Here is a 26,842-nt window from a genome sequence, read left to right as displayed (position 1 = left end):
CAATGGCGCCCCATGCCCTCCGCCCCCGGAGGTCATGGGGCCACCTTGTCAGGACTTAGAACGGGCAGGAGCTGTCCGGCATGTAGTCGTGCACCTTCACCGTACCGGAAATGATGTCTGCCTTTGCCTTGTCGGCTGCAGCCTTCATTTCAGGAGTGATCAGCTTCTCGTTGTATTCGTCGAGAGCCCAGTCCACGCCGCCGTCAGCGAGGCCGAGAACCTGAATGCCGGAGGTCCAGGCATCGTTCTTGGCATCTTCAAACGCCTTGTAGACGGCAATATCGACGCGCTTGAGCATGGAGGTCAGGACGGAACCCGGATGCAGGTTGTTCTGATTGCTGTCGACGCCAATGCCGAGCTTGCCAGCATCGGCTGCAGCCTGAAGCACGCCGATACCGGTGCCGCCAGCCGCGTGATAGACGACATCCGCGCCACGATCGAACTGCGACATGGCCAGTTCGCCACCCTTCACCGGATCGTTCCAGGCTGCACCAGTTGTGCCGGTCATGTTTTCAAAGATCTCGGCATCGGCATTGGCAGCCTTGACGCCCTGCTTGTAGCCGCAAGCAAACTTGCGGATCAGTGGAATGTCCATGCCGCCAACGAAGCCGACCTTGCCGGTCTTGGAGGCCATGGCAGCCAACATACCCACGATATACGAGCCTTCATCTTCCTTAAACTTGATCGACCGGACGTTCGGCAGATCCACCACTTCGTCAATAATAGCAAACTGGATGTCCGGGAATTCCTTGGCGACCTTTTCAACTGCGTTCGCCTGGGAGAAGCCGATGGCGATCACCGGGCTCTGGCCGCGCTTTGCAAAGTTGCGCAGGGCCTGTTCGCGCTGGCTGTCGTTCTGGATTTCGAAGTCGCGGTAAGCCACACCCGTATCGGCGGTGAACTTTTCCGCGCCGGTATGGGCGGCTTCGTTGAACGACTTGTCGAACTTGCCACCCAGGTCATAGACCACGGCCGGCTTGATGTCCGCAGCCATGGCGGATGCACTGAATGCAACGCCGGCAATGGCAGCGCTGATCGTCAGGAACTTCTTCACTTTCATGTCCTCCGACACCGGAGCCGGCGTTGGGCCGGTCCCCTTGTTACTTCCCCATCTGGAACACCCGGCATCATGCCGAACGCGCCAACTCCAAACCGATCCGCTCCCGCAGACCCCTTCCCAGGGTCTCATCTGCGATCAAATCGGTAATGACACCGGCACGCAGTGCCGCAAGGGTCGCCTCGACCTTGCTTTCACCACCCACCAGCGCAATCACACGGGCACCGCGCACCTCGTCAAAATGAAGGCCGACGGCACAATCTCCAAGCCGGACGGGCGCCAGCTTGCCATCAATGGTCAGGAACCGGCCCATGAGGTCGCTGACAGCGCCGCTCTTGTTCAGCTCCGACTGCTCTTCCTTGCTGATCATGCCGCGCTGGATCAGGTGCCCCTCTTCCTCAACGGAACCGATGCCGACGATGAAGACATCCGACTTGCGGGCCCGCTGAAGGAGATCCTGCACACTGCGCTGGCCGAGGAACATGTCCTTTTCCTCAAGGCTTTCAGCAAAATACGGAACGGGCAGATAGTAACCTTCTCCACCGGTCCGGTCCTGCAGCAACTGCACGACGTCGAAAGGGTTTGCGGAAAGGGTACGGGTCAGGGATCCGCAGATCGAGATGACCGCAAGGTCCGAACGGGCCAGGCGTGGCATCTCCTCGACAGCCGCCTTGAGGGTGCGCCCCATGCCGACACCAACCCGGCCGACGGACGGCGAGGACAGGATGCCGGACAGAACCTGAGCCGCAGCGGACGACACGGACTTGATGGAGGTTTCCTGATCACCGGATCCGAGATCCGGGGCAATAACGCAGCTTTTCAGGCCGAAATGAGAGGCAATCTCATCTTCGAGTTCCAGGCATTCAAGCGGACGGCCATCGACCTGGAACTTGACGTAGCCAGCCTTCTGCGCATGGGCGATGAGCCGGTGGACCTTCGCAGGAGAAATGCCGAGTTGATCAGCGATCTCCCCCTGAGTCCGCCCGCCAACAAAGGACAGCCAGGCCGCCCGGATGGCAAGGTAAGTGGTCCAGTCGTCATCCCGCGCCTGCATGGGCGTTTTCAATGCCTTCCCGTTTAAAAACGTCATTCCATTGTGCTAAAGTCCCGCGCGGCTAGATCAGATCCACCTCGCGCCATGCGCAGGTCGAAAATTTCTTCACCGGCTGAGAATTTATTCAGATAGTGACCCGCCCGAAGCCTTCCCGTCAAGCGGAGAACCGGCAAATTCCCGTGACTTTTGACTCATTTTTGAACTCTGCTTAATTCGGAGGCGGAGTCACCGGCGCATGAGCAGCCCGAAACGCAACACTGCCCAAAGACCGGGCGATTGCGCCCTCCTTTCCCCCTACCGGCATAAAGGCGTGACAGCAACCATTCCGGATGCGGGTTCACGCAGCGCTCCCATCAACGTCACAATGATGAGAGGCAGGCAATTTCCTTTGCCGGATTCAAGTGAATCAGGCAATATTAACTCTTCTCATCAAAGTATTATGTGTTTTGACAACTAACGTCAGAGGAGAACATACGCGCTTTTTACGAGGAACGAAGCGATAAGAATTTCGTCCTTACGATGACACCTGGGGAGACGTGACGAAGCTGCCGTAAGGCAAAGCCAGGAGAACAAGTCATGCGTCTCGATTTTTGCAGATCATCAGTTCGCGTAGCCGGCGCGTCTCTGCTTGCCGGTCTTGTCTCGCTTCCCTTCTCCACGCCCGCCGAGGCTCTGGACGCCCTCAGAACCGGCGCCTCCTCCTTCATGTCGGCCTATGATGCCTCCAGAGAGGTTGATGTCGAACTGGTGCTGGCGGTGGACATCTCCCAATCCATGGATACAGACGAGCAGGAAGTGCAAAGGGCCGGCTATGTTGCGGCCATCATGTCCCCGGACGTGCTGGAAGCCGTCCGCTTTGGACCAATTGGCCGCATTGCCGTGACATACATGGAGTGGGGCGGCGTCGACGAGCATTTCGTCGTCGCAGGATGGACCGTGATCGAGGACGATGCTTCCGCCGCCTCTTTCGCCGCCCAGATCGCCGAGGCCCCCCTTCGGCAGGTGCAGCGCACCTCCATCGCCTCAGCCCTCACCAAAGCCGTCGAAATGATCCAGTCCAACGATTACAGCGGCATGCGTCAGGTCATCGACATTTCCGGCGACGGGCCGAACAATCAGGGTGGATCGGTCACCAAGGCCCGCGACAAGCTGCTGGCGACCGGCGTCACCATCAACGGCCTGCCACTGATGATGAAGTCCAACTCCAATGCCTGGCAGGCGATGCTGAACCTGGATCACTATTACGAGGATTGCGTCATTGGCGGCCCCGGCTCCTTCGCCATTCCCGTGAGATCCAAGGAAGGCTTTGCCGATGCCATCAAGATGAAGCTGGTGATGGAAATCGCCGGACTGCAGATGAAGCAGCCGCTGGTTCACCATGCTGCGGGCCGCGAACCCGTGCATTGCTCCATCTTCGACTGAAACAAGCAAGGACCTGACTTTGCCGGGACACTCTCCCGGACGGCTGAATGCGCGCATTTCCCGGCTCAACAAAACAACTTTGCGGAACGATCCTCATCATTTCAGCAAGTTGGCCTTGCGCCTGTCCACCATTGGGCTAAACCAGCACAAGCTTCCTTCTCTGCAAGTCATGGAGATGCCGTGCTGATGACTGCCCGACCGACGCTCGCCCTCGTCGCACACGACGCCAAGAAAGACCGTATGGTCGAGTTTGCCACCCGCAATCGCGAAAAGCTGGCCAGCTTCTCCCTCGTTGCAACAGGCACCACCGGCGGCCGGATTCAGGAAGCCTGCCCGGAACTCGACGTGACCCGTCTCAAGAGCGGTCCGCTCGGCGGTGATCAGCAGATCGGTGCCATGATTGCAGAAGGCCGCCTGCAGGGACTGATCTTCTTCGTCGACCCTCTGTCTCCCATGCCTCACGATGTTGACGTCAAGGCGCTCATGCGGCTTGCCCTCGTCTATGACATGCCGATGGCTCTCAATCTCTCGACCGCAGAAATCCTGCTACGGTCAGCGCGTCTTACCGGTCTCAAGAGCACCTCTGCCACGCCTGAAATCGGCGGAACCGCCCAATGAGTGCGGCGTCCCTGTCCACTGCCGCTTTCCCTTTCCCGGTTCTGGTGGCCGATATCGGCGGAACCAACGCCCGCTTCGCCTTGGTGCGTGACGCGAACAGCCCGGCCATTCACAGTGCCCAGACGGCAACGGCGGACCATCCGAATATTTCCGACGCCATCCGCAAGAGCCTAGCGGTCTCTGGTCTGGAAGCCCCGAAGACCGCCATCATCGCGGTCGCCGGCCCGGTCACGGGTGACGCCATTCCGCTGACCAATGCAGATTGGGTGATCGAGCCGCGCAAGATGATCGCGGATCTCGGCTTGCAGACTGTCATCGTCGTGAACGACTTCGAGGCGCAGGCCCTGGCTCTGCCGGGTCTCTCTGGCGCTGATATTGAACAGATCGGTGGCGGCAGCATTCGCGAGGCTTCGACCAAGTTCGTGCTTGGCCCGGGAACCGGACTTGGTGCAGCCGCCCTCATCCATGCTGCCAACACCTGGATCCCGGTTCCGGGCGAAGGCGGTCACGTGGAACTGGGGCCAGTGAGCCCGGAGGAGTTCCGGATCTGGTCGCATATCGAACAGGTCGGCGGCCGTCTTGGCGCCGAGCAGATCCTCAGTGGCACCGGAATGCCGCGTCTGGCGCGGGGCGTCGCTGCCGCCATGAACATGGATCGCGCCTTCGCCAATGCAGCGGACATCACCAAGGCAGCAGAAGCCGGTGATCCGGTCGGTGTCACCACCCTGCAGATCTTCGCAAGGGCCCTTGGCCGCGTTGCGGGCGATTTCGCCCTGACGCTGCTGGCCCGTGGCGGCGTCTATCTGACCGGCGGCGTCACCCCGCGGATCGGAAGCTTCCTGACCGACGGCGCCTTCCGGGCCGCTTTTGAGGCGAAGGCTCCGCATGACCGGCTGATGGCGTCCATTCCCACCTTCATCATCCGCCATGACAATCCGGCTCTGGAAGGGCTTGCTGCGTTCGCCCGCCATCCTGACCGGTTTGCCGTCGACATGACCGGCCGGCGCTGGAATGCGGGGGAAGATCAGGCCACCTGATGCCGGATGGAAGTGGCCATGTCCCGATCCTTTAAGTTACCACTTCCCATCGATGCTGCGCTGCCTGCGCTAGAGGCTGCGCTCGTTTCCGGCCCCAACGCGGTGCTGGTGGCAGAGCCCGGAGCAGGCAAGACCACGCGGGTGCCGCTGGCTCTGCTGGACACTCCATGGCGCGGGGACGGCAAGATCCTCATGCTAGAGCCAAGGCGGCTGGCAGCCCGTGCCGCAGCCCGCCGCATGGCGTCGGAACTGGGGGAGACCGTCGGAGAGACCGTCGGCTACCGGGTCCGCATGGACACCAAAGTGAGCAGCCGGACCCGGATCGAGGTCATCACCGAGGGCGTTTTCACCCGGCTAATCCTAGAAGATCCGGAACTGACCGGCATTGCCGCCATCCTGTTCGACGAATTTCACGAAAGGTCCCTGGATGGCGACCTGGGTCTGGCCCTTGCGCTGGATGTGCAGGCGGCCTTGCGGGAAGACCTGAGACTGCTGCCCATGTCCGCAACAATTGATGCGGCATCCGTGGCCGGGCTGCTGGGCAATTGCCCTGTGGTGGAAAGCAAGGGCCGCAGCTTTCCCGTCGAGACCCGCTATCTTGGCCGCAAACCCCAGGAACGGATCGAACCTCAGATCGCGGAGGCTGTCCGAAAGGCCCTTCAGGAAGAAACAGGCTCCCTTCTGGTGTTCCTGCCCGGGCAGGGCGAAATCCGCCGCGTCGAGGAGCTTCTTTCGGCCCGCTTGCCGGCCAATTGCACGCTGGCGCCGCTCTATGGCGCGCTGGACGGAAAGGCGCAGGATGCTGCAATCCGCCCGGCGCCCGAGGGCACCCGCAAGATCGTTCTGGCCAGCGCCATTGCCCAGACGTCCCTGACCATCGAGGGTATCCGCGTCGTGATCGACAGCGGCCTTGCCCGCGTGCCGCGCTATGAGCCGCAAACAGGGCTGACACGGCTGGAGACCGTCCGCGTTTCCCGCGCATCGGCAGATCAGCGCCGCGGCCGTGCTGGCCGAACCGCACCCGGCGTCTGCTACCGGCTCTGGGATGAAGCCCAGACCGTTTCCCTGCCTGCCAACGAAAATCCGGAGATCCTGGAGGCGGACCTGTCATCCTTCGCGCTGGATCTTGCCGCCTGGGGCGTGACGGACCCGGCTGCCCTGCCCTTCCTGACCCCGCCACCGGAAGGCGCGTGGTCCGAAGCCATCACCCTGTTGAAGGCGCTGCATGGCCTGGATGATGCCGGACACCTGACCGACGCCGGAAAGGCACTGGCCAAACTGCCGCTCAGCCCCCGGCTCGCCCATATGCTGCAGGAAGGAGCTGCCCGCGGTGACGGTTTGACCGCCGCCTATCTCGCAGCTCTCCTGTCCGATCCAGGTCTTGGCGGGCGCGACCCGGACCTGCGAGACCAGATCCGCAGGCTGCGGGAGGACCGCTCTCCCCGCGCCAAGGACAGCCGCACCATGGCGGAGCGCTGGCTCAAACTCGCTGGCGGAACAGCTGACGGGATCGTCGATCCGGATCTTGCCGGCAGTCTTCTGGCTCTCGCCTATCCGGACCGGGTGGCCCAAGCACGCGGCCAGCGGGGCCGGTTCCGGCTGGCCAATGGCCGGGGCGCCGAACTTCCCGAAGAACATGCTCTTGCCGCCAGCCCGTTTCTGGTCGTCGCGGATATTCAGGGCAAGGCAGCCAATGGCCGGATCGCCCTTTGCGCCCCTGTCAGCCGGGAAGATATCGAGAGCGATTTTGCGGATGACATCATCGAGGAAGATGAAGTTCGCCTGGAGCAGAACGGATCCATTCGGGCACGGCGCGTGCGCCGTTTCGGCGAAGTGGAGCTGGAGAGCAGGCAAATCAGCAATCCGGATCCGGCTGCCGTCGAGCGGGCTCTGGTACAGGAGCTGAAACGGCGCGGGGTTCACCGACTGCCCTGGACCAATGACCAGATCCGCTGGCGGGCGCGTGTGGACTATCTGCGCCAGTCCGGCGAGAGCGATCTGCCGGATCTTTCGGATGCAGCCCTGACCGAAAGCCTTTCCGACTGGCTGGCACCATTTCTGGCAGGAAAGACCTCCGTGGCAGCCGTCGATGCCGCCTGCCTCGGCGATGCGCTTGCAGCCTGGCTGCCGTTTGACACGCCGCAGCGGCTGGACAGGCTTGCCCCTTCCCATTTCACCGCGCCCACCGGAAGCCGGGTTCCGATCGACTACGGCGCCGAAGCCGGACCCTCCATTTCGATCCGCGTGCAGGAACTGTTCGGCCTTGCAGTGCATCCTTCCGTCTGCGGCGGCAAGATCCCGCTGACACTGGAGCTGCTTTCCCCCGCACAACGCCCGATCCAGATCACTCGGGACCTCCCGGGTTTCTGGGCCGGTTCCTGGTCGGACGTCAAAGCGGAGATGAAGGGGCGCTATCCACGGCACCCCTGGCCTGACGATCCCTCCCAGGCCGAGGCAACACGCCGGGCAAAACCGCGAAGCTGATGCTGCAGAGCATCTGCCGGTCGTCGCCCGCCGACAGAGCCTGTGCTAGAGTTGCAGAAAAGGGGCGGAAATGCCGGGGACAGGAAACTTATGAACCGCCAGGAGCTGATCGCATCGCTTGCCCGCAGGGACCTCTTTCCCTGGCGGACGATCGGTCTTTGCCTGGACCGGCCGGAACTCTGCATCCCGCCGCTTCTGCTGCTGCTCGAGCGCAAGGCCCGCGGGCTGTTTCTGAGCGAAGACGAACACCGTGCGCTCTATTATGGCGTCCACATTCTGGCTGCCTTGAAGGTGCGTGAAGCGGCCTCTCCGCTGACCGCAATCTTGTGCGGAGATCTGGAAGAGGCTGCAGAGCTTGTGGGCGATGCCATCGGCGACACGGTTCCCAGGATCCTCATGGCCTTCATGCCGGCACTTGCCGACCGGGCATGGGATGTTGTCGCCTCGCCGCAGATCGACTGGATCATCCGCGAGGCCTTCTTGCGGGCATGGACCTATGCGGTGCTGGAAGAGGCTGTGCCGCTGGAGATTGCCGCTGAAAAGCTGAGACAGTTCCCGTCCACGGTCTGCCCGGAACCAGACAGCTTTCTTTGGGCAGGCTGGCTCAATGCCATTGCCGATCTCGGCCTTGGCAGCCTGAAGGCAAATGCCATGCGGGCGTTCGAGACAGGGCAGATCGCCGCGGATGAGTTCGGCTTCTTTCCAGCCGATATCGAGACGTTCCACTCAGATCTTGCGCGAATGGACGCCTCGACCGCTCAACAACGCAGGGCATTTCTGCTGCGCCGGGGCTACAGGCCGTTTCAGCCGACCCATGACGAGTTTGCCCAGGCATCACGTCATGTGCTGGTTCGCGAGACTGAAGAGAAAGGCTCTCTGCTGCTGAAAGCTGCAGAGAGCGATACGCCCTACAATCATTGAGTACGGCAGAGCTGGATAGGCGCCTGCCTGATTATTCGGAAGCTTCTGCAGAGCCGGACTGAAGCAGACCGTAACGCTCGATGCCGATCCGTTCGATAAGGTTCAGCTGGGTTTCCAGGAAGTCGATGTGACCTTCCTCATCCGCCAGAAGATCCTCGAACAGTTTCATGGAAACATAGTCGCCCGCTTCGTCGCAGACCTGACGGGCTTCGTGATAAAGCGCGCGGGCGGTGTATTCACCGGCCAGATCGCACTCGAGGCAATCCTTCAGCGAAGTGCCGATGCGCAGCGGATCAAGAACCTGCAGGTTCGGAAGACCTTCGAGGAACAGGATGCGGTCCATCAGTTGCTCGGCGTGGGCCCGCTCTTCGAGCGATTCTTCGCTTTCCTTTTTGGCCAGATGGGTGAAGCCCCAATCAGCCAGCATGCTTGCATGAAGGAAATACTGATTGACCGCAGTCAATTCATGCCGCAGAGCCTTGTTCAGATATTCAATGACCCGCGCATCACCCTTCATGAGAGCATCTCCTCAAACATAAATCCGTGTCAGCTGCCCGAAGCGACTCTCCTGAGCCGGCAACAGGTTTCTTCCTGCCCTTCAGACGCCTTTTCGTGAATCAAGTCAATGACCCTCGGAAAGCAACTGCCACATTTCGGACGGCAGCCAAGATGGCGGAAGACTGCGCCCGGCGTTGGCACCTTGCCGTTCGGATCAGCCCGCATCTCTTCGGCCGCCTTGCGCAGCTGTTTGTCGGACAACACATTACACGAGCAGATGATCATTCCCGGGTCCGCGACGTTTCGTATATATGGCCTTCAGATGCGCTATTGTGGCGTGAAGGCTCATTGGGCATATCTAAAGTGAAGTGAAAGAGTCAACTTTCTTTCGACCGCATCGACTATTCGACCAAGGCAAGGCGCATGAACGAGACCAAGAAAATTGATGAACGGCGCACGATCGTCCTGACCGGCGCCAGCCGTGGTATCGGCCATGCGACCGTCAAGCGTTTCTCCGCAGCAGGATGGCGGGTTATCACCTGTTCGCGGTATCCTTTCTCTGACAAGTGCCCCTGGCCGATGGGTCCGGAAGACCACATTCAGGTTGACCTCTCGGACCCGGAAAACCTCGGCTACGCGGTGCAGGAAATGCGCAAGCGGCTTGAGCCGCATGGCTCAAAGCTTCACGCGCTTGTGAACAACGCCGGCATCAGCCCGAAGGATGACAACAAGGGCCGCCTCGACTCGATCACGACGCCGATGCATGTCTGGCGGCACGTGTTCCAGGTCAATTTCTTTGCCCCGATCATGCTTGGCCGTGGCCTCTTCAACGAGTTGAAGAACGCAGGCGGCTCCATCGTTAACGTCACTTCGATCGCCGGCTCCAGGGTCCATCCGTTTGCAGGCACGGCCTATGCGACCTCCAAGGCGGCTCTTGCATCCCTGACCCGCGAAATGGCCGCCGACTTCGGTCCCCACGGCATTCGCGTCAATGCAATCGCCCCGGGCGAGATCGACACGGCCATCCTGTCTCCGGGCACGGAAAAGATGATCGACGACATTCCGCTGCGCCGTCTTGGCCGTCCGGATGAAGTCGCCGACACCATCCATTTCCTCTGCACCAGCCCCTCTTCCTATGTGACGGGCGCGGAGATCCACATCAACGGCGGCCAGCACGTCTGACGCTGGCATCCCACTTTCTTTCAAGTTCCGGCAAGGCGCTCACATGACAAAGCTCATGTGAGGGCCTCGTCATTTTGGGCAGGATAAATCCGCCGAACCCCGCAACCCATGAACGAAATATCCCTGTCATTTTCACCAAGAGCTCAGAATCAAACCCAATTCCTCAAATCTTTCAGTAAATTGCACAGTAAATAGCAATTGACGCATTGAACGGAAAGATTAACCCTTCCATTTACGCTCCTTTCAGCACTTCCCAGCATAATAGACCAAACAATAAACGCACTTCTTTGGTGCGCTGCGGGAGGTGTGGAATGCTCGGTCTGACCAGAAGACTCAACGACCTCAAGTTCAGCTACAAGGTGGGAGGTGGTTTCCTTGCCATTCTGCTGCTGACAGCTGTGGTTGGATTCTCCGGCTTCCTTGCAATCATCAATCTGTCCTCCCGTTTCGAGGTCAATGACGAATCCGCAAAGGTTGTGCAGCTTCTGCAAACAGCCTCCAGCTTGCGCGAGACCTATCTTAACGCGCCGGACGCTCAACGGGCAGAAGAGACCCGCACAGTGGTTGCCAGCCTGCAGAGCGCCCTCTCTGGCCTTTCTGCCTCCGTCTCAACTGATAGCGCGGCAAAAGCCCAAACCGATCAAGCCATTGCTTCCGTCCAGGAGTTCGCCAACACCTTCGACAGCGTCGTTGCCGAGACCACCAACCAGGCGGCCCGCCTGAACACCCTGCTGGAAGCCACTGCCTCCCTCGAAAGCGTTGCGAGCGAGATCGAAACCGTTGTCCAGACCATGGCAGACGAGCTTGAAGAGCAGGCCATGAAGTCGAACAACGCGCTTTATGACGCCAATCAGATTGCGCAGCAGATCTACACCATCAAGGAACAGGCTGGCGCGATCCAGGCGCTGTATCTGAAGGCCAACGGGAACCTGGGCGGTGATCAGCTGGCCAAGGCGCTGGAACTGACCGAGAGCCTGCTGCCTGTGGCCAAGGGGCTGCAGTACAAGCGGGTTGAAGGTGTCGAGCCCGCCCTCCTGAGCAGCATGGCCATCTACGGCAAGAACCTCACCGAGGGGCTGCACAAGATGGGGTCGCAGCTCTCCTTCAACGAAGTCTTTGAAGTGCGCACCGCTATTGGCGAAGCCATCGAAAACCTGACTGTTACCACTGACAAGATCCTTGCCCAGACCTTGCCCATCGTTGAAAACGCCAAGTCCACGGCTATGGAAGCGACGACCCAGCTGAGCCTCGCCCGCAACATCTGGGAAAAGGCATCGGAACTGAGCAACCGGTCGATCGCCGCCAAATCAGATACGCTGGAGCTGTTCGGCAACTTCGCTGCTGGTGATGCAGCAGCCGTAGAATCCCGCGTTGCCGAGCTTTCCGCCGTTGAAGAGCAGGTGGCTTCCATGTCGAAGGGGGTCACCGGCATCGAAACGGCTGTCGGCAACATTCCGGTTGCCCTTGCTTCCTTTGACCGGGCCTTCAAGGAAATGGTCGCTTCACGGCAAGACCTGAGGGCGCAAAAAGCCAGCCTGAACACCATTGCCGCCTCCATCAATGATCAGATCTCTGCGCTTGTTGTCGCCCAGAGCGAACAGGCGCGGGATGCGGGCAAGAATGCCCAGGCGACCATCGGCCTGACCCTCCTGATCGCCATTCTGGCGGGCATCGGCATTGCTCTTGGTCTGAATTTCGCAATCTCCCGCCCGATCCGTGTCACCACCGCCTTAATGCAGCGGCTGGCCGAAGGCGACAATGGCGTCGAAATCACCGACGTGAACCGGGGTGACGAAATCGGCGACATGAACCGAACCGTTGAAATCTTCCGCCGCAATGCGCTTGAACGCGCCCAGCTTCGCCAGCAGCAGGCAGTGGAAGAAGAGGCGCAAAAGGCTCGTCAGAACCGGATCGACAGCCTGATTTCGAACTTCCGCGCAACAGCCTCCGAGGTTCTTGCGACCGTGGACGAAACCGCCGACGGACTGGACGAAACCGCCCGTTCGCTGACGGAGATTGCCCGGGAAAGCTCAGGACACGCCAACCAGACCCTGAGCGCTTCCGACACGGCAACACAGAACGTCCAGACCGTTGCAAGCGCTGCAGAAGAACTGGCAGCCTCCATCGGCGAGATCTCCCGTCAGGTCGCCCAGACCACGGGCGTCGTCGCCAAGGCCACTCAGGGCACCCGCGAGACGAATGAAAAGGTGGAAGGTCTTGCAGCTTCCGCCGCCAAGATCGGCGAAGTCATCACACTGATCCAGGCAATTGCCGAACAGACCAACCTCCTGGCGCTGAATGCGACGATTGAAGCCGCCCGTGCCGGTGATGCCGGGCGGGGCTTTGCGGTCGTTGCCTCCGAAGTGAAGGAACTGGCGACCCAAACCTCGAAGGCAACGGAAGAAATCGCCGGTCAGATTTCCGCAATCCAGGGTGCAACGAAGGAATCCGTCGATGCGATCGCCCAGATCAGCAGCATCATGGAAGAGGTGAATTCCTACACGGCGACCATTGCCTCTGCCGTACAGCAGCAGGGATCCGCCACCGCCGAGATTTCGCAGAATGTGCAGCGGGCAGCTCAAGGCACCACGCAGGTTTCCAGCAACATGTCGGAGCTCTCGCAAGCCGTCGACCAGACCACCCAGTCCGCCGACATGGTTCTGTCTGCGTCCGGCGACCTGTCTGAAAAGACCGACCGGCTGAAGGCCGAGGTCGAGCGGTTCCTGCAGGAAGTTGCGGCCGCCTGATCAGGCCCAGACGCTGATAGACAAAAAGGCCGGGCAATCGCCCGGCCTTTTTTCTTTTTCAATCGGAGCGTCCGTTCAGGCAGCGGCAACAGCACGCTTGGCCATGACGGTCACAAGATTGGCCCGGTATTCCGCAGAACCATGGATGTCCGACAGAAGATCATCCGCAGATACGGAAATGCCTGCGACTGCATCCGAAGACCAGTTGGACGACAGGGCGCTTTCCATTTCCTCGACCCGGAAGACCCCGTTCTGGCCAGCACCGGTGACAGCGACCTTCACCGCGCCATCCTTGCCCTTGGCCACGAAAACGCCAGCCATGGCATAGCGGGAGGCCGGGTTCGGATATTTGGAATAGGCGCTCTTTTCCGGAACCGGGAAGCTAACCGAAGTGACGATCTCACCCTCATCCAGCGCCGTGTCGAACATGCCCGTGAAGAAGTCTTCGGCGGACAGGCTGCGCTGGTTGGTGGTGACGGTCGCGCCCAGCGCGATCAGGGCAGACGGATAGTCGGCAGCCGGATCATTGTTGGAAATCGAACCGCCGATTGTGCCCATGTGGCGCACTGCCGGGTCGCCGATGCCGCCGGCAAGGGCCGCAAGGCCCGGAATCAGGCGCTGGACGACAGGCGAGGTCGCAACCGCGTTGTGGCTGGTGGCAGCGCCGATCTTCACAGCGCCGCCTTCCTCGGAAATGCCCTTCATGTCCGCGATATGGCGCAGATCGATCAGATCGCTCGGCGCCGCCAGACGCTGCTTCATGGTCGGGATCAGGGTCTGGCCGCCGGACAGGTATTTACCGTCCTCGGCCTTTTCCATCTGAGCCGCCGCATCCGCGACGGAGGCTGCCCTGTGATAGTGGGTCTCATACATGTTTCGGTCTCCCTTATTCGGCGGCCTGAGCGAGCGCAGCCCGGCTTGCGAGCCAGACGCGTTGCGGCGTTGCCGGCATGGCGAGGTCGTTGTTGTTGATGGCGTCGGTGATGGCGTTGATCACCGCCGGCGGCGAACCAATGGCCCCTGCCTCACCGCAGCCCTTCATACCGAGCGGATTGCCCGGGCAGATGGTTTCGGTGGTCAGGAGCGTATAGGAGGGCAGGTCATCGGCGCGAGGCATGGCGTAGTCCATGTAGGAGGCCGTCAGCAGCTGACCGGTCTCGTCATAGGACACGCTCTCCAGAAGCGCCTGACCGACACCCTGAGCGATACCGCCGTGGACCTGGCCTTCCACGATCATCGGATTGATGATCTTGCCGAAGTCATCGGCGGCAACGAAGTTGATGATCTCCGTCTTGCCGGTTTCCGGATCCACTTCCACTTCGCAGGCATAGGTGCCTGCCGGGAAGGTGAAGTTGGTCGGATCGTAAAAGGCGCCTTCCTTGAGGCCCGGCTCCATGCCTTCCGGCAGGTTGTGAGCGGTGTAGGCCGCCAGCGCGACTTCGGTGAAGGTCAGCTTCTTGTCGGTGCCTGCAACCTTCAGCTCACCACCCTCGATCTGGATGTCCCCTTCAGAGGCTTCCATCAGATGGGCTGCGATCTTCTTGGCCTTGGCTTCGACCTTGTCCAGAGCCTTGACGATGGCGGACATGCCGACCGCACCGGAGCGGGACCCGTAGGTGCCCATGCCGAACTGAACCTTGTCCGTGTCGCCGTGAACGATGGAGACACTGTCCGTATCCACGCCGAAGCGCTCGGAGATCAGCTGGGCAAAAGTCGTCTCGTGACCCTGACCGTGGCTGTGGGAACCGGTCAGAACCTCGATGGAGCCGACTGGGTTCACGCGAACCTCGGCGGATTCCCAAAGACCGACACCAGCACCAAGGGAGCCGACGGCCGCAGAAGGCGCGATGCCGCAAGCTTCGATATAGCAGGACAGGCCGAGACCGCGCAGCTTGCCGCGCTTGGCCGCTTCCGCCTTGCGGGCCGGAAAGCCGTCATAATCGATGGCCTTCAATGCCGCATCCAGCGTCGCATCATAGTCACCGGCGTCGTAGCACATGATCACCGGGGTCTGATGCGGGAAGGAACGGATGAAGTTCTTGCGGCGGAACTCTGCCGGAGACAGGCCGACCTGACGGGCGGCAGTTTCCATCATACGCTCCACCAGGAACGTCGCTTCCGGACGGCCGGCACCGCGATAGGCATCGACCGGCGTCGTGTTGGTGTAGACCGCCTTCACGTTGCAGTGGATGTTCGGGATATCATACTGGCCGGACAACAGTGTCGCATAGAGATAGGTCGGCACCGAAGACGAGAAAAGCGACATGTAGGCGCCGAGGTTCGCAACGGTCTTGACCCGGAAGCCGGTGATCTTGTTGTCCGCATTCAGAGCCAGCTCCGCATGCGAGACGTGATCACGGCCGTGGGCATCGGTGAGGAAGGCTTCGGTGCGGTCGGAGACCCACTTCACCGGACGGCCGACGCGCTTGGAGGCCCAGAGCGCGGCAATTTCCTCCGGGTAGATGAAGATCTTGGAGCCGAACCCGCCACCGACATCCGGAGCAATGACACGCAGCTTGTGCTCGGGCGCGACATTGTAAAAGGCAGACAACACCAGGCGCGCCACATGCGGGTTCTGGGAGGTGGTGTGGAGCGTATAATGCTCTTCCGCCTCATCATAATCCGCAACAGCTGCGCGCGGCTCCATCGGGTTGGGCACCAGACGGTTGTTGACGAGATCCATCTGAACGACGGTTGAAGCAGCGTCGAAGGCAGCATTGGTTGCCGCTTCATCGCCGATGTCCCAGTCATAGATCAGATTGCCCGGCGCTTCCGGATGAAGCTGCGGCGCACCGCCCTTCAAGGCATCGATGGTGCTGACAACGGCGTTCAGCTCTTCATATTCCACCACCACGGATTCTGCGGCATCCCGGGCCTGGCCCTGGGTATCCGCAATCACCACGGCGACTGCCTGACCTACGAACCGGACCGTTTCCGGCTCTAGAGCGCGCCACGCGCCCATCTTCATCGGCGTGCCGTCCTTGGAATGGATCATCCAGCCGCAGATCAGATTGCCGATGCCGTCACCGACAAGCTGCTCACCGGTCAGAACCGCCTCGACGCCCGGCATTTCCAGCGCGGCGGAAGCGTCAATGCTGACCACCTTGGCGTGGGCATGCGGTGAGCGGACAAATGCCGCATAGGTCATGCGCGGCAGGGTCATGTCGTCTGTGTAACGGCCTTTGCCGGTGATGAAACGCTTGTCTTCCTTGCGAAGGGCGCGTGCCCCGATACCTTGAACTCCCATGGCGTGTCTCCCAAGCCAGCTCGGTATTTCCCTCTGGATTCCGTCAGATTGGCGATGTGCCCGGCTTATTCTGCCGCGGTCTTCATGGCCGCCATCTGATCGGCTGCCGCCTTAATCGCCTTGACGATGTTGTGGTAGCCCGTGCAACGGCAGATATTGCCTTCCAGCTCGTGACGGATCGTCTTTTCATCGAGGTTGGCACCGTGACGGCGGATCATGTCGACGGCGGTCATGATCATGCCCGGGGTGCAGAAGCCGCACTGCAGGCCATGATGTTCACGGAAAGCGGCCTGAACCGGATGCAGTTCGCCGCCGCTTGCAAGACCTTCGACGGTCGTCACGTCTGCGCCATTGGCCTGAACAGCCAGCATGGAGCAGGACTTGACCGCTTCGCCATTGACGTGGACCACGCAGGCCCCGCACTGGGAGGTATCGCAGCCGACATGGGTGCCGGTCAGGTTCTGCGCCTCGCGGATATAATGGACAAGAAGGGTACGATCCTCGACATTTGCCGAGACCTTCTTGCCGTTCAATGTCATAGACACTGTCGTCATTTTTCTCTCCCTCTGAATTTCCGAACCGTCCCCTTCGCGACAAGGGGCGGAAACCTTATTCCCGGTTCCGAACCCTCAGTTCAGAACCGCAAGAACTGCTATCAAGGCCGCAAGGGCAATCAGCCCCCAGACAAACGGCCCGCCCAGGACTCCCTTGCCTGCGGCGACCTCGATCTTTTCTTCCGTGTCGTGGATTTTGTCCTCGACCGCATGTTCGATGTCCGTTACCGCTTCGGACAGAAGCACCGGAGCCTCATCAACCGCGGCATCCTGAGCTGCGGCGATCTCGCCCGCGTCCAGCTCGTCATCGTCTGTGGTTTCGGTTGCCGCTTCGCCGCCAACCACTTCGGTAAACTTGCCGAAAAACTCATCGGCCATCTTCCGGGCAGTGGAATCGATCAGACGGCTGCCGAGCTGGGCCAGCTTGCCGCCAACCTGAGCGGTCGCATTGTAGGTCAGGATCGTGCCTTCCGGGCTTTCTTCCAGATGCACATCCGCACCGCCCTTGGCAAAGCCGGCAACTCCACCCTTGCCCTCTCCGGCAATGGTATAGCTCTCGGGCGGATTGATATTCTGAAGGGTCACCTCCCCTTTGAACTTGGCCTTGACCGGACCGATCTTGCTGGTGACCTGCGCAGTCATCTCGGTCGGGCTCGTCATTTCGAGCTCTTCACAGCCGGGGATACACTGTTTCAGGATTGCAGGGTCGTTCAGAGCTTGCCAGACCGCCTCCCGGCTTGCGGGAATTACATATTTGCCGGTCATTTCCATGTGACGAGGCCTTTCGATGAACTGCTGTCAGACAAGGCGGTGCGCGAAGGGAATGCCGCCACCGGCAGGGCCAGAAGGCGGAAGCGCGCTACACTGGAAAGGAATGTGACTGTTAAATCAGGCGGTTGCAAGACCACATCAACCAGAGAATGTGAAACTTGCGTCATATTCCGCCAGACAAGTGCCTTGCCCGGCAGACAGATCCTGCGACGAAAACCAGCCCATATCCGGAGCAAACCCCCGGTTTTCCGGCAATCTATCGCCTCTACCACTCAGCTCCTCCCAAAGCCTCGTATTCCGGGGTTGGCAAAGGCCAGCCATCCGCAGCGGAAGTGTGCGCAGGAGCGGATCCGAAAGCAAAGCACCTCCATCCACCCTGCCGGGAAACTGTCTCAAACGTGAGACAGTGCCGTTTTGACCACCCTTTACAGGCAAGCCGTCAGCTGCCGGCTTCCTCAGCGCTCAGACCATGCTGGTTCATGCGGCGGTACATGGTTGCCCTGCTGATCCCGAGATCCTTGGCGGCCGCCGTCACGTTGCCCTTGCGCCGTAACAAGGCCCTGCGGATTTCCGACTTTTCCGCCCGGCCAATCCCCTGCCGGATATCTGCCCCCTCAAGAACCTCGGACAATGCAGGCAGCAGACTCAGGCTTTCCGTGGTGATGCCCAGAGTGCGGCGGGCAAGACGGGACGCGCCGATCACCAGATCGTCTTCATCCACGGCGAGCAGAGACACTCCGGCAACGCCGTGGCCTTCGGTCATGATGAAACGGGCACCGGGATGCGACGCACGGAAAAGATCTGTCTCGACGCTTCTCGCACTTTCAGTCACCACAGCACCGAGCACCTGGGCGAAGGACTGGGTCAGGTCGTTCCGGCAGTTGGAAACATCCAGCACAGCAATCAGCTCACCGGCAGCATCATGAATAGGCGCGCCCATGCAGCTCATCGCGATATTCTTGGCCCGGAAATGCTGGTTCTGGAAAATGATCACGGGCCGCTTTTCGGCAAGACAGGTTCCGATACCGTTGGTCCCCTCGCTGGCCTCGTTCCAGACCGCGCCTTCCACCAGACCCCATTCCGAAAAGGCCTTCTGGTCTCCCGCTGTCGTGCTGGTTTCCAGCACCATGCCATCCGCATCGGTCAGCGCCACGCAACAGCCCGCACGGCCGGCGGTGTGAAACAGGCGCTCGAGACTTGGCCGGGCAATTTCAAGGAGTTTGCCGTTACGCTCGCGGGAAATGGCCAGCGCGGAGGCTTCAAGCCGCACGGGAGAGGAAGACTTAGCCGGATCGAGACCATAGTAGATCATCGACCGCCGCCAGGATGCGGCCACGATCGACGTCGCAGCATTCATGCTGTCGCGGACGGTTGCCGCAACCACATCCACGTGAGATGCCGCCATGCTTGCAGGTGCCATCAGCCGTTCTCCTCCCTCAACGCCGGACGGCTTCCCCAGCGCCACCTCAAGTCGAGCAAACAACGGCAGGCTTGTCAAAGGAATTAGCTTGCGACCATCGGCGGAGGCCTGTTCCGGACAGTCATGCGGGAATTCATCGACAGAGAGCGCTCTTTTGGAGATACACTGGCGCGAAGCACAGCGTCGAACCATGGCCGGGCGATTGACCCCGGGCCATATCAAGACTAAGGCGACGCTCAAACAAGATCGAACCCGCGAGAGACCCCTTGACGGATACTGCCCTGCCCCTTCCCGGCCAGCCTCCCAAGCAGACCTGGCCCGTGATCCTCGAAACACGCGGCTGGAAAGACTACCGCCTGCTCGACATGGGCAACGGCCGCAAGCTGGAGCGCTATGGCCGCTACACGGTTGACCGGCCCGAACCCCAGGCAATGGGTAAGCCGCGCCTGAAGCAGAGCGCCTGGGACAAGGCGGATGCGGTCTTCACCGGCGACACGGACGAGGAAGGCCCCGGCCGCTGGAAGTTCTCCGGCAATGTCGAGGAAACCTGGAACATGGCCTATGGCCCGGCACGCTATGTCGGCCGGTTCATGTCTTTCCGCCATGTGGGCGTGTTTCCGGAACAGGCCGCCCACTGGGACTGGGTCAGCGGCAAGATCCGCGAAGAAAAGGCACGTCAGCCAGACAAGCCGCTGAAGATCCTCAACCTCTTCGGTTATACTGGGCTTGCCTCGCTGCTTCCGGCAGCAGAGGGCGCGCAGGTGACCCATGTGGACGCTTCCAAGAAAGCGATCACCTACGCCCGCGAAAACCAGGAGCTTTCCGGTCTTGAGGATCTGCCGATCCGCTGGATCTGCGAGGACGCCTCCAAGTTCGTCGCCCGCGAAGTGCGCCGCGGAAGCACCTATGACGGCATCATTCTCGATCCGCCCAAATACGGCCGCGGCCCCAAAGGCGAGGTCTGGGACATTTACACCTGCCTGCCGGAGATGCTGGACAACTTGCGGCAGATCCTGTCGAAAGACGCGCTGTTCATGATCCTGACCGCCTATGCGATCCGTTCCAGCTTTGTGTCTATTCACGAGCTGATGGCCGAGACCCTGACCAGCCAGGGCGGGTTGCTGGAGTCCGGCGAACTGGTGCTGCGCGAAGAAGACGGCAAGCGCGCCCTGTCCACGTCCCTCTTCACGCGCTGGAGCAGCCGATGACCGATACGTCCCGTCCCCAGCGCACTGGCGCGGTCAAGCAGATCACCAGCCACTCAAATCCAATCGTCAAGGAGATCAAGGGGCTGGTTTCCATGCGCAAGTTCCGGACCCAGTCCGGTCTCTTCGTCGCAGAAGGTCTGAAACTTGCCACTGACGCACTCGATGCCGGTTGGGCCTGTTCCTATCTGGCCATTGGCCCGGAAGCACGCGACAACCCGATCGCCCAGAAGGCTGCAGCAACGGCCAAGGCGCGTGGCGCCCTGATCCTCGAGGTCAACACCGCGGTGATGGCGGCCATGACCCGCAAGGACAACCCGCAGATGGTGGTCGGTGTCTACGAACAGCGCCTGCTGAATGCGGAAGCTGTTGACCCGCGCCAGTCCACGGTCTGGATCGCCCTCGACCGGGTCCGCGATCCGGGCAACCTCGGAACAATCATCCGCACCGCCGACGCTGTCGGTGCTTCCGGTGTCATTCTTGTGGGCGACTGCACCGACCCATTCGCGGTTGAAACCGTGCGGGCAACCATGGGGTCCCTGTTCCATGTGCCACTGGTCAAGATGCAGAAGGACAAGTTCAAGCAGCTTGCGGCCAGCTGGCCCGGCAGCGTGGTTGGCACCCATCTGAAAGGCTCCGTCGATTACCGCACGCCTGAGTACAAGGAACCGACGCTCCTGCTCATGGGCAATGAGCAGCAGGGGCTGGAAGACGATATGGCAAGCTGCTGCCAGACGCTGATCCGCATTCCCCAGGTGGGACAGGCGGACAGCCTCAATCTTGCCGTGGCGACGGGCATCTCTCTCTACGAGATCCGCCGCAAGCAGCTCGAACTCTAAAGATCTAGACAGAAAACCAGACAGGACCGGGGTCTTTGATGCGGCTTTTCGTTTTCGGCGCAGGCTATTCTTCTCAGGCATTCATCGAAGAAGTGCGTGAGACATTCGACTGGATCGGCGGCACGACACGTTCTGCTGAAAAGGCGGAAATGCTTCGCGCAAAAGGCATCACCCCGTTTCTGTTTGACGGAGAAAAACCCGGCGAGGGCATTGCCGAAGCGCTGGCAGAAGCAACGCATGTTCTCCTGTCCATCGCGCCGGATGAAACCGGTGATCCGGTCCTCATTCATCATGGCCAGGACATCGCACGGGCGCGCCCCGAGTGGATTGCCTATCTTTCGACTGTCGGCGTCTATGGTGACCATGACGGCGCCTGGGTGGATGAAACCACTCCCTGCAAGCCCGTCTCGAAGCGCTCTGTCCAGCGGGTGGCGGCAGAAGAGGCCTGGCTCGACTTTGCCGGAACCGAAGAGCTGCCCGTCCAGATCTTCCGGCTGTCCGGCATTTACGGACCAGGGAGAAACGCGCTCGAAAACCTGCGCAAGGGCACCGCACGGCGGCTGATCAAGCCCGGTCAGGTGTTCAACCGCATCCATGTTGCAGACATCGCCGGAGCCCTGGCTGCCTCGATGAAGAAGCCGCAAACCAACATCTTCAATCTGACCGATGATGAGCCGGCTCCGCCTCAGGATGTGGTTTCCCACGCGGCATTACTACTCGGAATTCAACCACCGGAAGAAACTGCTTTCGAAGATGCGAAACTAACGCCCATGGCTAGGTCTTTCTATGGAGAAAACAAGCGAGTCTCGAATAGAAAGATCAAGGAAGTTCTTGAATACAACTTCCGTCTTCCAGATTTCAGATCCGCACTAAAAAATATAATTGAGCAAGAGAACAAATAGATCATTCAGGAAAATTTTTTCACAAAAAAATACTCAAAATTTCGATATTTTTCTCTTTTATTGTATTTTTTGTCAGTGCTTTTACGGCACCTTTCGGAATCAACATCCAGTTTTCTTTAACATTTTGAGCGCAGTATCCGGGTCACTCAACACACTCTAGGTGACCCAAAATGCCAACAAAAACCGGTTTCGCCAGGGCCCTGACTGTTCTCGGCTGTTTGCTTCCGACCACCGTTTTCGCGCAGCCCGCCGCCCCGGACGTTGCAGCATTGATCACTCCGAAGGTCATTGCGTCCGTCCGTGAATGGCTTGCAAATCCGATCGTCGATCTCTCTATCAACGCACAGAACGATCTGCGCGGCTCGCTGAGCCAGAGTGAAATCGACGCCCTGGACCAGCAGTGGGTCAAGGAGCGCGAGCAGGACGACAAGCCGCTCATCTCCGCAACTCTAAGCGCCCCACTCTCGATCTATCTACTGCGCGTGCAAGCACAGAACCTCGGCCTTTTCACCGAACTGTTCATCATGGATGCGAACGGTCTCAACGTTGGCCAAAGCTCCATCACCGGTGACTACTGGCAGGGAGATGAAGCGAAGTTCCAGAAGACCTTCCCGGTTGCTGCGGATGCCGTGTTCATCGACGAACCCGAATGGGATGAAGATCTCAAGATCTGGCGCACCCAGTTGAACATGACCATCGCCAGCCAGGAGAGCGGCAAGGCCATTGGCGCCGCGACCATCGAGATCAACCTGACCGAACTGCAGCGCCGCAACACTCCCGCTAGCTAATCGCGTACCAGTCGAAAGAGCCATGAAAATGCTGGGAAATATATCTGTCACGAAAAAAGGCGCGACCGCCTTCTTCGCTCTTGCCCTGATAGGCGCGATTGCCGGCGGACTGTCTTACATCAAGACGGTCGGCGCTATGAATGAAGTGCGTATCGCCTCCGAGGTCAGCACGCTGGCAACAGAAGCCCTGACGCTCGGTGGCGAAATCAATTCCGAAGCCCTGTCGATCAAGACATTCCTTCTGACCGGTGACCGGGCCTGGCTCGACCGGGCCAAGGAGACCCGCGTTTCGATTGCTGACAATTTCACAACGCTGAAGTCAGGCATTCAGGAATTCGCACCAGAGGCCAGCAGCCAGATCGGCGAGATGAATGCGGCCTGGTCGGCCTGGAGCAATGGATTTGCCGGCAAACAGGTTGCCTTCATGCGAGATCCCAAGACGGTGGACCTGGCCCGGGCCATGGAACTCACCAAGGAAAGCCGCGACCTGATGAGCGCCATCGAGGCAAGCCGCATCAAGTTGGCCAACACCTTGAACGGGCTGGAAGCTGCAGCCCTGGCCGAACAGAGCGCTGAGCTGACCGCCGTCAAGTTCATTGCCCTGACGAGTGCCGTCCTGATTGTTGCCTTCGCCGTCGCTCTTGGCTTCATCAACCACGCCCTTGTCTCGCGGCCGCTGGCTCGCCTCAACAAGATCGTCGAAAGCCTGGCCAAGGGTGATACCGACCAGACCGTGGACTTCGGCGACCGTACGGATGAAATCGGCACCATGGGCGGGGCTCTCAAGATCTTCCGTCTGAACCTCATCAAGACGCGCGAACTTGAAGAGCAGGCCGCTCACCAGCGGGAACTGGCGGAGATCGAAAAGCGCGCCGAAATGGAACGCGTTGCAGGCGACTTCGAACGCACCGTCCTCAGCATCAGTGAGGAAATCATCCAGCAGCTCGACACCCTCAATTACAAGTCGGGCACGCTGTCTGAAATTGCCAATGGCACGTCACAGCAGGCCATGTCAGTTTCCGCCGCAGCCGAACAGGCAACAGCGAACGTCAACACGGTTGCTGGTGCTGCGGAAGAAATGTCCGCCTCCATCCGCGCCATCACCGAACAGGTGCGCGCTTCCTCGCAGCTGGCGAGCGACGCTTCCCACGAAGTGGAACGGTCGAACCAGGCGGTCAGCACCCTTCAGCAGGTGGTTGCCAAGATTGGCGACGTTACCAGCCTGATCAACGAGATCGCGAACCAGACCAACCTTCTTGCCCTGAATGCGACGATTGAAGCCGCACGTGCCGGGGAAGCAGGCAAGGGCTTTGCGGTCGTGGCATCGGAAGTGAAGGCACTCGCGACCCAGACCTCCAAGGCGACCGAGGAAATCGACCGCCAGATCAGCGAAATGCGGGCGGCAGCCGACGACAGCATGTCCGCAACGAGCAGCGTCGCCGACATGGTTCGCTCCATTGCCGAACGGACCTCTTCCATGGCTCAGGCCACGGAGCAGCAGAATCTGGCGACCAGCGAGATTGCGACCAATGTCACGGAAGCGGCCGACGGCACCAAGAGCGTGTCCCAGTCGATCACGGATGTCAGCAGCTCCGCAAACCAGACTGGTGAGCTGAGCGCCGACATGCGCCACGCCGTCGAACATCTTCATGTGCGCTCGACGGAACTGCGCGATGCTATGCACCGGTTCCTCTCGGAGGTGAAGGCTGCCTGACCTAAAGGCAGACAAGTAAAGACTAAAATCCGAAAGGCCGCGCTCCAGGGCGCGGTCTTTTTTCTGTCTCTTGCACACAGAAGCGCTGTCCCGGGCTCCACCTGCCGCCAGATTTTCTTTTTTATCGCAATGACATCTTGTAATTCTGCCCAGACCTCCCCAAATAGGGACTGCAGACGAAATGTCTAAGCCGCCTTGCCAGCCTCACGTCTGGCAGCCTCCCCCCGCATCCGCCAATATGGCTAACGAAACATTAATCTGTTTCGCCGATGCTGATTAAGAGGCCTAAGCCAAAGGCTAGGGCGGGTATTTCATAAATAACTGTCATCAGGACGTCGAAAACCTCCGCTAAGAGCAGAGTGTTGAGATGTCAGAATTATAAGAACGGAAGTACTGACTCCATGTATCATGGAAACGTAAAGTGGTTTGACCTGAACCGAGGTATCGGTTCCATCGAACCGGAACAGGGCGAGGACATCCTCGTCGACAGCGCTGCCCTGCGGCGCTCTGGTATCAGCACGCTGCGCGAAGGTCAGGTTGTTGCCTTTGACCTCAACTGGCGCCGTGGTGAAGCCATTGCAGAGGACCTCAAGGTTCTCTAACGGAAGCGAAAGTTTCTGGATGAAAGGGCGGTTCACCGCCCTTTTTTATTGGCCGGTCTCTTTGGGGACTTTCGCAGGCATTATTTTGCTTTATTCTCGTTATTTGCTTTGGCACCGAATTTCAGCGGAAGCGACCCTGGAGATTTTTTGAATGGCGTCCGATGTTTGCAATGTATTGCTTGTTTTTCCGCGTTTCAGCGCCGGTTCCTTTTGGAACTACGGTGCGACATGCGAACTGATCGGCGCAAAATATCCGGCACCGCCACTCGGCCTCATCACCGTTGCAGCCATGCTGCCGGAAAACTGGAACGTTCGCCTGATCGACAGGAACACCGATCCCTATGAGGAGAAGGACCTGGATTGGGCCGACATGGTCTTCACCGGCGGCATGCTTCCCCAGCAGGCCGATGCGCTCAAGGTCATCCGTCAGTGCAAGGCGAGAAACGTTCCCGTGGTCGTTGGCGGCCCGGACGCCACCTCCAGCCCGGACGTCTACCGGGAAGCCGATTTCCGCGTGCTGGGCGAGGCTGAAGGCATTCTGGAACGCTTCCTTGAGGCCTGGGCGCAGGGAGAGCGGTCCGGCACCTTCTCTGCCGAGAAGTTCAAGGCGGATGTAACCTCCACGCCGATCCCCCGCTTCGATCTGCTGAAGTTTGAAAATTACGTCCAGGTCAATGTCCAGTATTCCCGCGGCTGCCCGTTCACTTGTGAATTCTGCGACATCATCGAGCTTTATGGCCGCGTTCCGCGCACCAAGACCAATGAGCAGATGCTCGCGGAGCTGGACCGGCTTTATGACCTTGGCTACCGCGGCCATGTCGACTTCGTGGATGACAATCTGATCGGCAACAAGAAGGCGGTGAAGGGCTTCCTGCCGGAACTGATCAAGTGGCAGAAGGACCGGAACAATCCGTTCGAAATGTCCACCGAAGCCTCGCTCAATCTTGCCGATGACGAAGCCCTGCTCAAGCTGATGCAGCAGGCCCGCTTCTTCTCCGTGTTCATCGGGATCGAGTCCCCGGATCCGGAAGTTCTCAACGCCACCCGCAAGAAGCAGAACACCCGCCGCGACATCGCCAAGAGCGTTCACAAGATCTATGACGCCGGGATCTGGGTGCTGGCCGGCTTCATTGTCGGCTTTGACCAGGAAAGCGATCAGGTGGCCAGCGAGATCACGGCCCTGATCGAGGAAGCGGCCATTCCGGTTTCCATGGCCGGTCTGCTTTTTGCCCTGCCCAACACGCAGTTGACGCGCCGCCTTGCAAAGGAAGGCCGTCTGCATACCGGCTTCGATCACTTCGAGGAAGACGACGGGTTCGGCGATCAGTGCACCTCCGGCCTCAACTTCGAAACCGTTCGCGACCGGGCCAAGATCCTCAGGGACTACCGCAAGATCATCGACGAGATCTATTCGCCGGAAGCCTATTTTGGCCGGGTGCGCAAAGTGGCGGATATGCTGAACATGGAGGGCGAGAACGGCTCCCTGATCGGCGCTGGCCTGATGCATGACCTGAAAATGTTCGGCAAGCTGGTGTGGGCGATGACCTTCAAGAACACGACCTACCGCGGTCCGTTCTGGCGCACGCTGATGCACACAGCCTTCCATAATTTTGGTGCCGTGAAGCCGGTCATGATGATGATCGCGCTCTATGTGCACCTTGGTCCCTTCTCCCGCTATGTCGTTGGCCAGATCGACAAGCAGATTGAAGAGATCGAACGGGGAGATTGGAAAGCCCCGGCACTGGTTGCTGCTGAATAACGATCGCTTGTTTCCGGCCCG

At 60.0% G+C, this 26,842-nt stretch carries 23 protein-coding genes; 14 read left to right on the top strand and 9 right to left on the bottom strand.

The window, feature by feature from the left end; translation table 11 throughout:
- Window positions 1-55 precede the first annotated feature (55 nt).
- On the bottom strand, window positions 56-1,054 hold the full coding sequence (locus BUA94_RS01915; RefSeq protein WP_073010687.1) for a BMP family lipoprotein: 999 nt from the start codon (window positions 1,052-1,054) through the stop codon (window positions 56-58).
- A gap of 73 nt (window positions 1,055-1,127) precedes the next feature.
- Window positions 1,128-2,123 carry a sugar-binding transcriptional regulator gene (locus tag BUA94_RS01910; RefSeq protein WP_208979942.1) on the bottom strand — a complete coding sequence of 332 codons (996 nt, stop codon included), beginning with the start codon at window positions 2,121-2,123 and terminating at the stop codon, window positions 1,128-1,130.
- A 564-nt stretch (window positions 2,124-2,687) separates the two neighbouring features.
- Here BUA94_RS01910 and BUA94_RS01905 point away from each other — a divergent pair.
- The 5 genes from BUA94_RS01905 (at window position 2,688) to BUA94_RS01885 (ending at window position 8,593) form a co-directional block, all read left to right on the top strand.
- Entirely contained in the window at window positions 2,688-3,533 is an 846-nt protein-coding gene (locus tag BUA94_RS01905) for a DUF1194 domain-containing protein (RefSeq protein ID WP_084081655.1), read from the top strand.
- 186 nt (window positions 3,534-3,719) lie between these two features.
- The gene (locus BUA94_RS01900; RefSeq protein WP_073008107.1) at window positions 3,720-4,151 is read left to right on the top strand and encodes a methylglyoxal synthase; all 432 of its coding nucleotides are present in this window, start codon (window positions 3,720-3,722) and stop codon (window positions 4,149-4,151) included.
- Window positions 4,148-5,188, top strand: coding sequence for a glucokinase (gene glk / locus BUA94_RS01895; protein WP_073008094.1), 1,041 nt, complete (start codon window positions 4,148-4,150; stop codon window positions 5,186-5,188). The genes BUA94_RS01900 and glk overlap by 4 nt, the downstream gene beginning before the upstream one ends.
- 18 nt (window positions 5,189-5,206) lie before the next feature.
- On the top strand, window positions 5,207-7,672 hold the full coding sequence (hrpB, locus tag BUA94_RS01890; RefSeq protein ID WP_073010684.1) for an ATP-dependent helicase HrpB: 2,466 nt from the start codon (window positions 5,207-5,209) through the stop codon (window positions 7,670-7,672).
- Between the two features lie 90 nt (window positions 7,673-7,762).
- Window positions 7,763-8,593 carry a DUF1186 domain-containing protein gene (locus tag BUA94_RS01885; RefSeq protein WP_073008090.1) on the top strand — a complete coding sequence of 277 codons (831 nt, stop codon included), beginning with the start codon at window positions 7,763-7,765 and terminating at the stop codon, window positions 8,591-8,593.
- A 31-nt stretch (window positions 8,594-8,624) separates the two neighbouring features.
- On the opposite strand, the gene bfr is transcribed toward BUA94_RS01885, so the two are convergent.
- A complete protein-coding gene (gene bfr / locus BUA94_RS01880; protein ID WP_073008086.1) occupies window positions 8,625-9,110 on the bottom strand; it encodes a bacterioferritin in 486 nt (161 codons plus the stop codon).
- 29 nt (window positions 9,111-9,139) lie between these two features.
- Complete coding sequence (locus BUA94_RS01875; protein ID WP_073008084.1) at window positions 9,140-9,376, bottom strand: (2Fe-2S)-binding protein; 237 nt, start codon at window positions 9,374-9,376, stop codon at window positions 9,140-9,142.
- Between the two features lie 138 nt (window positions 9,377-9,514).
- Here BUA94_RS01875 and BUA94_RS01870 point away from each other — a divergent pair, with 138 nt between their 5' ends.
- On the top strand, window positions 9,515-10,273 hold the full coding sequence (locus tag BUA94_RS01870) for an SDR family NAD(P)-dependent oxidoreductase (protein WP_073008081.1): 759 nt from the start codon (window positions 9,515-9,517) through the stop codon (window positions 10,271-10,273).
- A 311-nt stretch (window positions 10,274-10,584) separates the two neighbouring features.
- Window positions 10,585-13,020 (top strand): methyl-accepting chemotaxis protein, encoded by a 2,436-nt coding sequence (locus BUA94_RS01865; protein WP_073008078.1) that lies wholly within the window; start codon window positions 10,585-10,587, stop codon window positions 13,018-13,020.
- 75 nt (window positions 13,021-13,095) lie between these two features.
- Here the strand turns inward: BUA94_RS01865 and BUA94_RS01860 are convergent, their stop codons facing one another.
- The 5 genes from BUA94_RS01860 to BUA94_RS01840 form a co-directional block, all read right to left on the bottom strand.
- Window positions 13,096-13,893, bottom strand: coding sequence for an FAD binding domain-containing protein (locus tag BUA94_RS01860; protein ID WP_073008075.1), 798 nt, complete (start codon window positions 13,891-13,893; stop codon window positions 13,096-13,098).
- Between the two features lie 13 nt (window positions 13,894-13,906).
- Entirely contained in the window at window positions 13,907-16,267 is a 2,361-nt protein-coding gene (locus tag BUA94_RS01855; protein ID WP_073008072.1) for a xanthine dehydrogenase family protein molybdopterin-binding subunit, read from the bottom strand.
- Between the two features lie 65 nt (window positions 16,268-16,332).
- A complete protein-coding gene (locus BUA94_RS01850; RefSeq protein ID WP_073008069.1) occupies window positions 16,333-16,821 on the bottom strand; it encodes a (2Fe-2S)-binding protein in 489 nt (162 codons plus the stop codon).
- Window positions 16,822-16,896: 75 nt separating this feature from the next.
- On the bottom strand, window positions 16,897-17,592 hold the full coding sequence (locus BUA94_RS01845; protein ID WP_073008066.1) for an SRPBCC family protein: 696 nt from the start codon (window positions 17,590-17,592) through the stop codon (window positions 16,897-16,899).
- Between the two features lie 439 nt (window positions 17,593-18,031).
- Window positions 18,032-19,012 carry a GAF domain-containing protein gene (locus BUA94_RS01840; protein WP_073008063.1) on the bottom strand — a complete coding sequence of 327 codons (981 nt, stop codon included), beginning with the start codon at window positions 19,010-19,012 and terminating at the stop codon, window positions 18,032-18,034.
- Between the two features lie 266 nt (window positions 19,013-19,278).
- Here BUA94_RS01840 and BUA94_RS01835 point away from each other — a divergent pair, with 266 nt between their 5' ends.
- The 7 genes from BUA94_RS01835 to BUA94_RS01805 all read left to right on the top strand — a co-directional run bounded on the left by BUA94_RS01835 (window position 19,279) and on the right by BUA94_RS01805 (window position 26,821).
- Complete coding sequence (locus tag BUA94_RS01835; RefSeq protein ID WP_073008061.1) at window positions 19,279-20,220, top strand: class I SAM-dependent rRNA methyltransferase; 942 nt, start codon at window positions 19,279-19,281, stop codon at window positions 20,218-20,220.
- Entirely contained in the window at window positions 20,217-21,056 is an 840-nt protein-coding gene (locus BUA94_RS01830) for a TrmH family RNA methyltransferase (protein WP_073008058.1), read from the top strand. Before BUA94_RS01835 ends, BUA94_RS01830 begins: the two co-directional genes overlap by 4 nt.
- Before the next feature lie 38 nt (window positions 21,057-21,094).
- On the top strand, window positions 21,095-21,958 hold the full coding sequence (locus BUA94_RS01825) for an SDR family oxidoreductase (RefSeq protein WP_073008056.1): 864 nt from the start codon (window positions 21,095-21,097) through the stop codon (window positions 21,956-21,958).
- A 170-nt stretch (window positions 21,959-22,128) separates the two neighbouring features.
- Window positions 22,129-22,746 (top strand): hypothetical protein, encoded by a 618-nt coding sequence (locus BUA94_RS01820; protein ID WP_073008054.1) that lies wholly within the window; start codon window positions 22,129-22,131, stop codon window positions 22,744-22,746.
- Window positions 22,747-22,774: 28 nt separating this feature from the next.
- On the top strand, window positions 22,775-24,460 hold the full coding sequence (locus BUA94_RS01815; protein WP_073008052.1) for a methyl-accepting chemotaxis protein: 1,686 nt from the start codon (window positions 22,775-22,777) through the stop codon (window positions 24,458-24,460).
- 401 nt (window positions 24,461-24,861) lie between these two features.
- A complete protein-coding gene (locus tag BUA94_RS01810; RefSeq protein WP_073008050.1) occupies window positions 24,862-25,062 on the top strand; it encodes a cold-shock protein in 201 nt (66 codons plus the stop codon).
- 151 nt (window positions 25,063-25,213) lie between these two features.
- Window positions 25,214-26,821, top strand: a complete 1,608-nt coding sequence (locus BUA94_RS01805) for a B12-binding domain-containing radical SAM protein (RefSeq protein ID WP_073008048.1) — start codon at window positions 25,214-25,216, stop codon at window positions 26,819-26,821.
- The last annotated feature ends 21 nt before the right edge of the window (window positions 26,822-26,842 follow it).

This window comes from Roseibium suaedae (assembly GCF_900142725.1).
GTDB classification, from domain to species: domain Bacteria; phylum Pseudomonadota; class Alphaproteobacteria; order Rhizobiales; family Stappiaceae; genus Roseibium; species Roseibium suaedae.
This window is presented reverse-complemented; position numbering and strand designations above follow the sequence as displayed.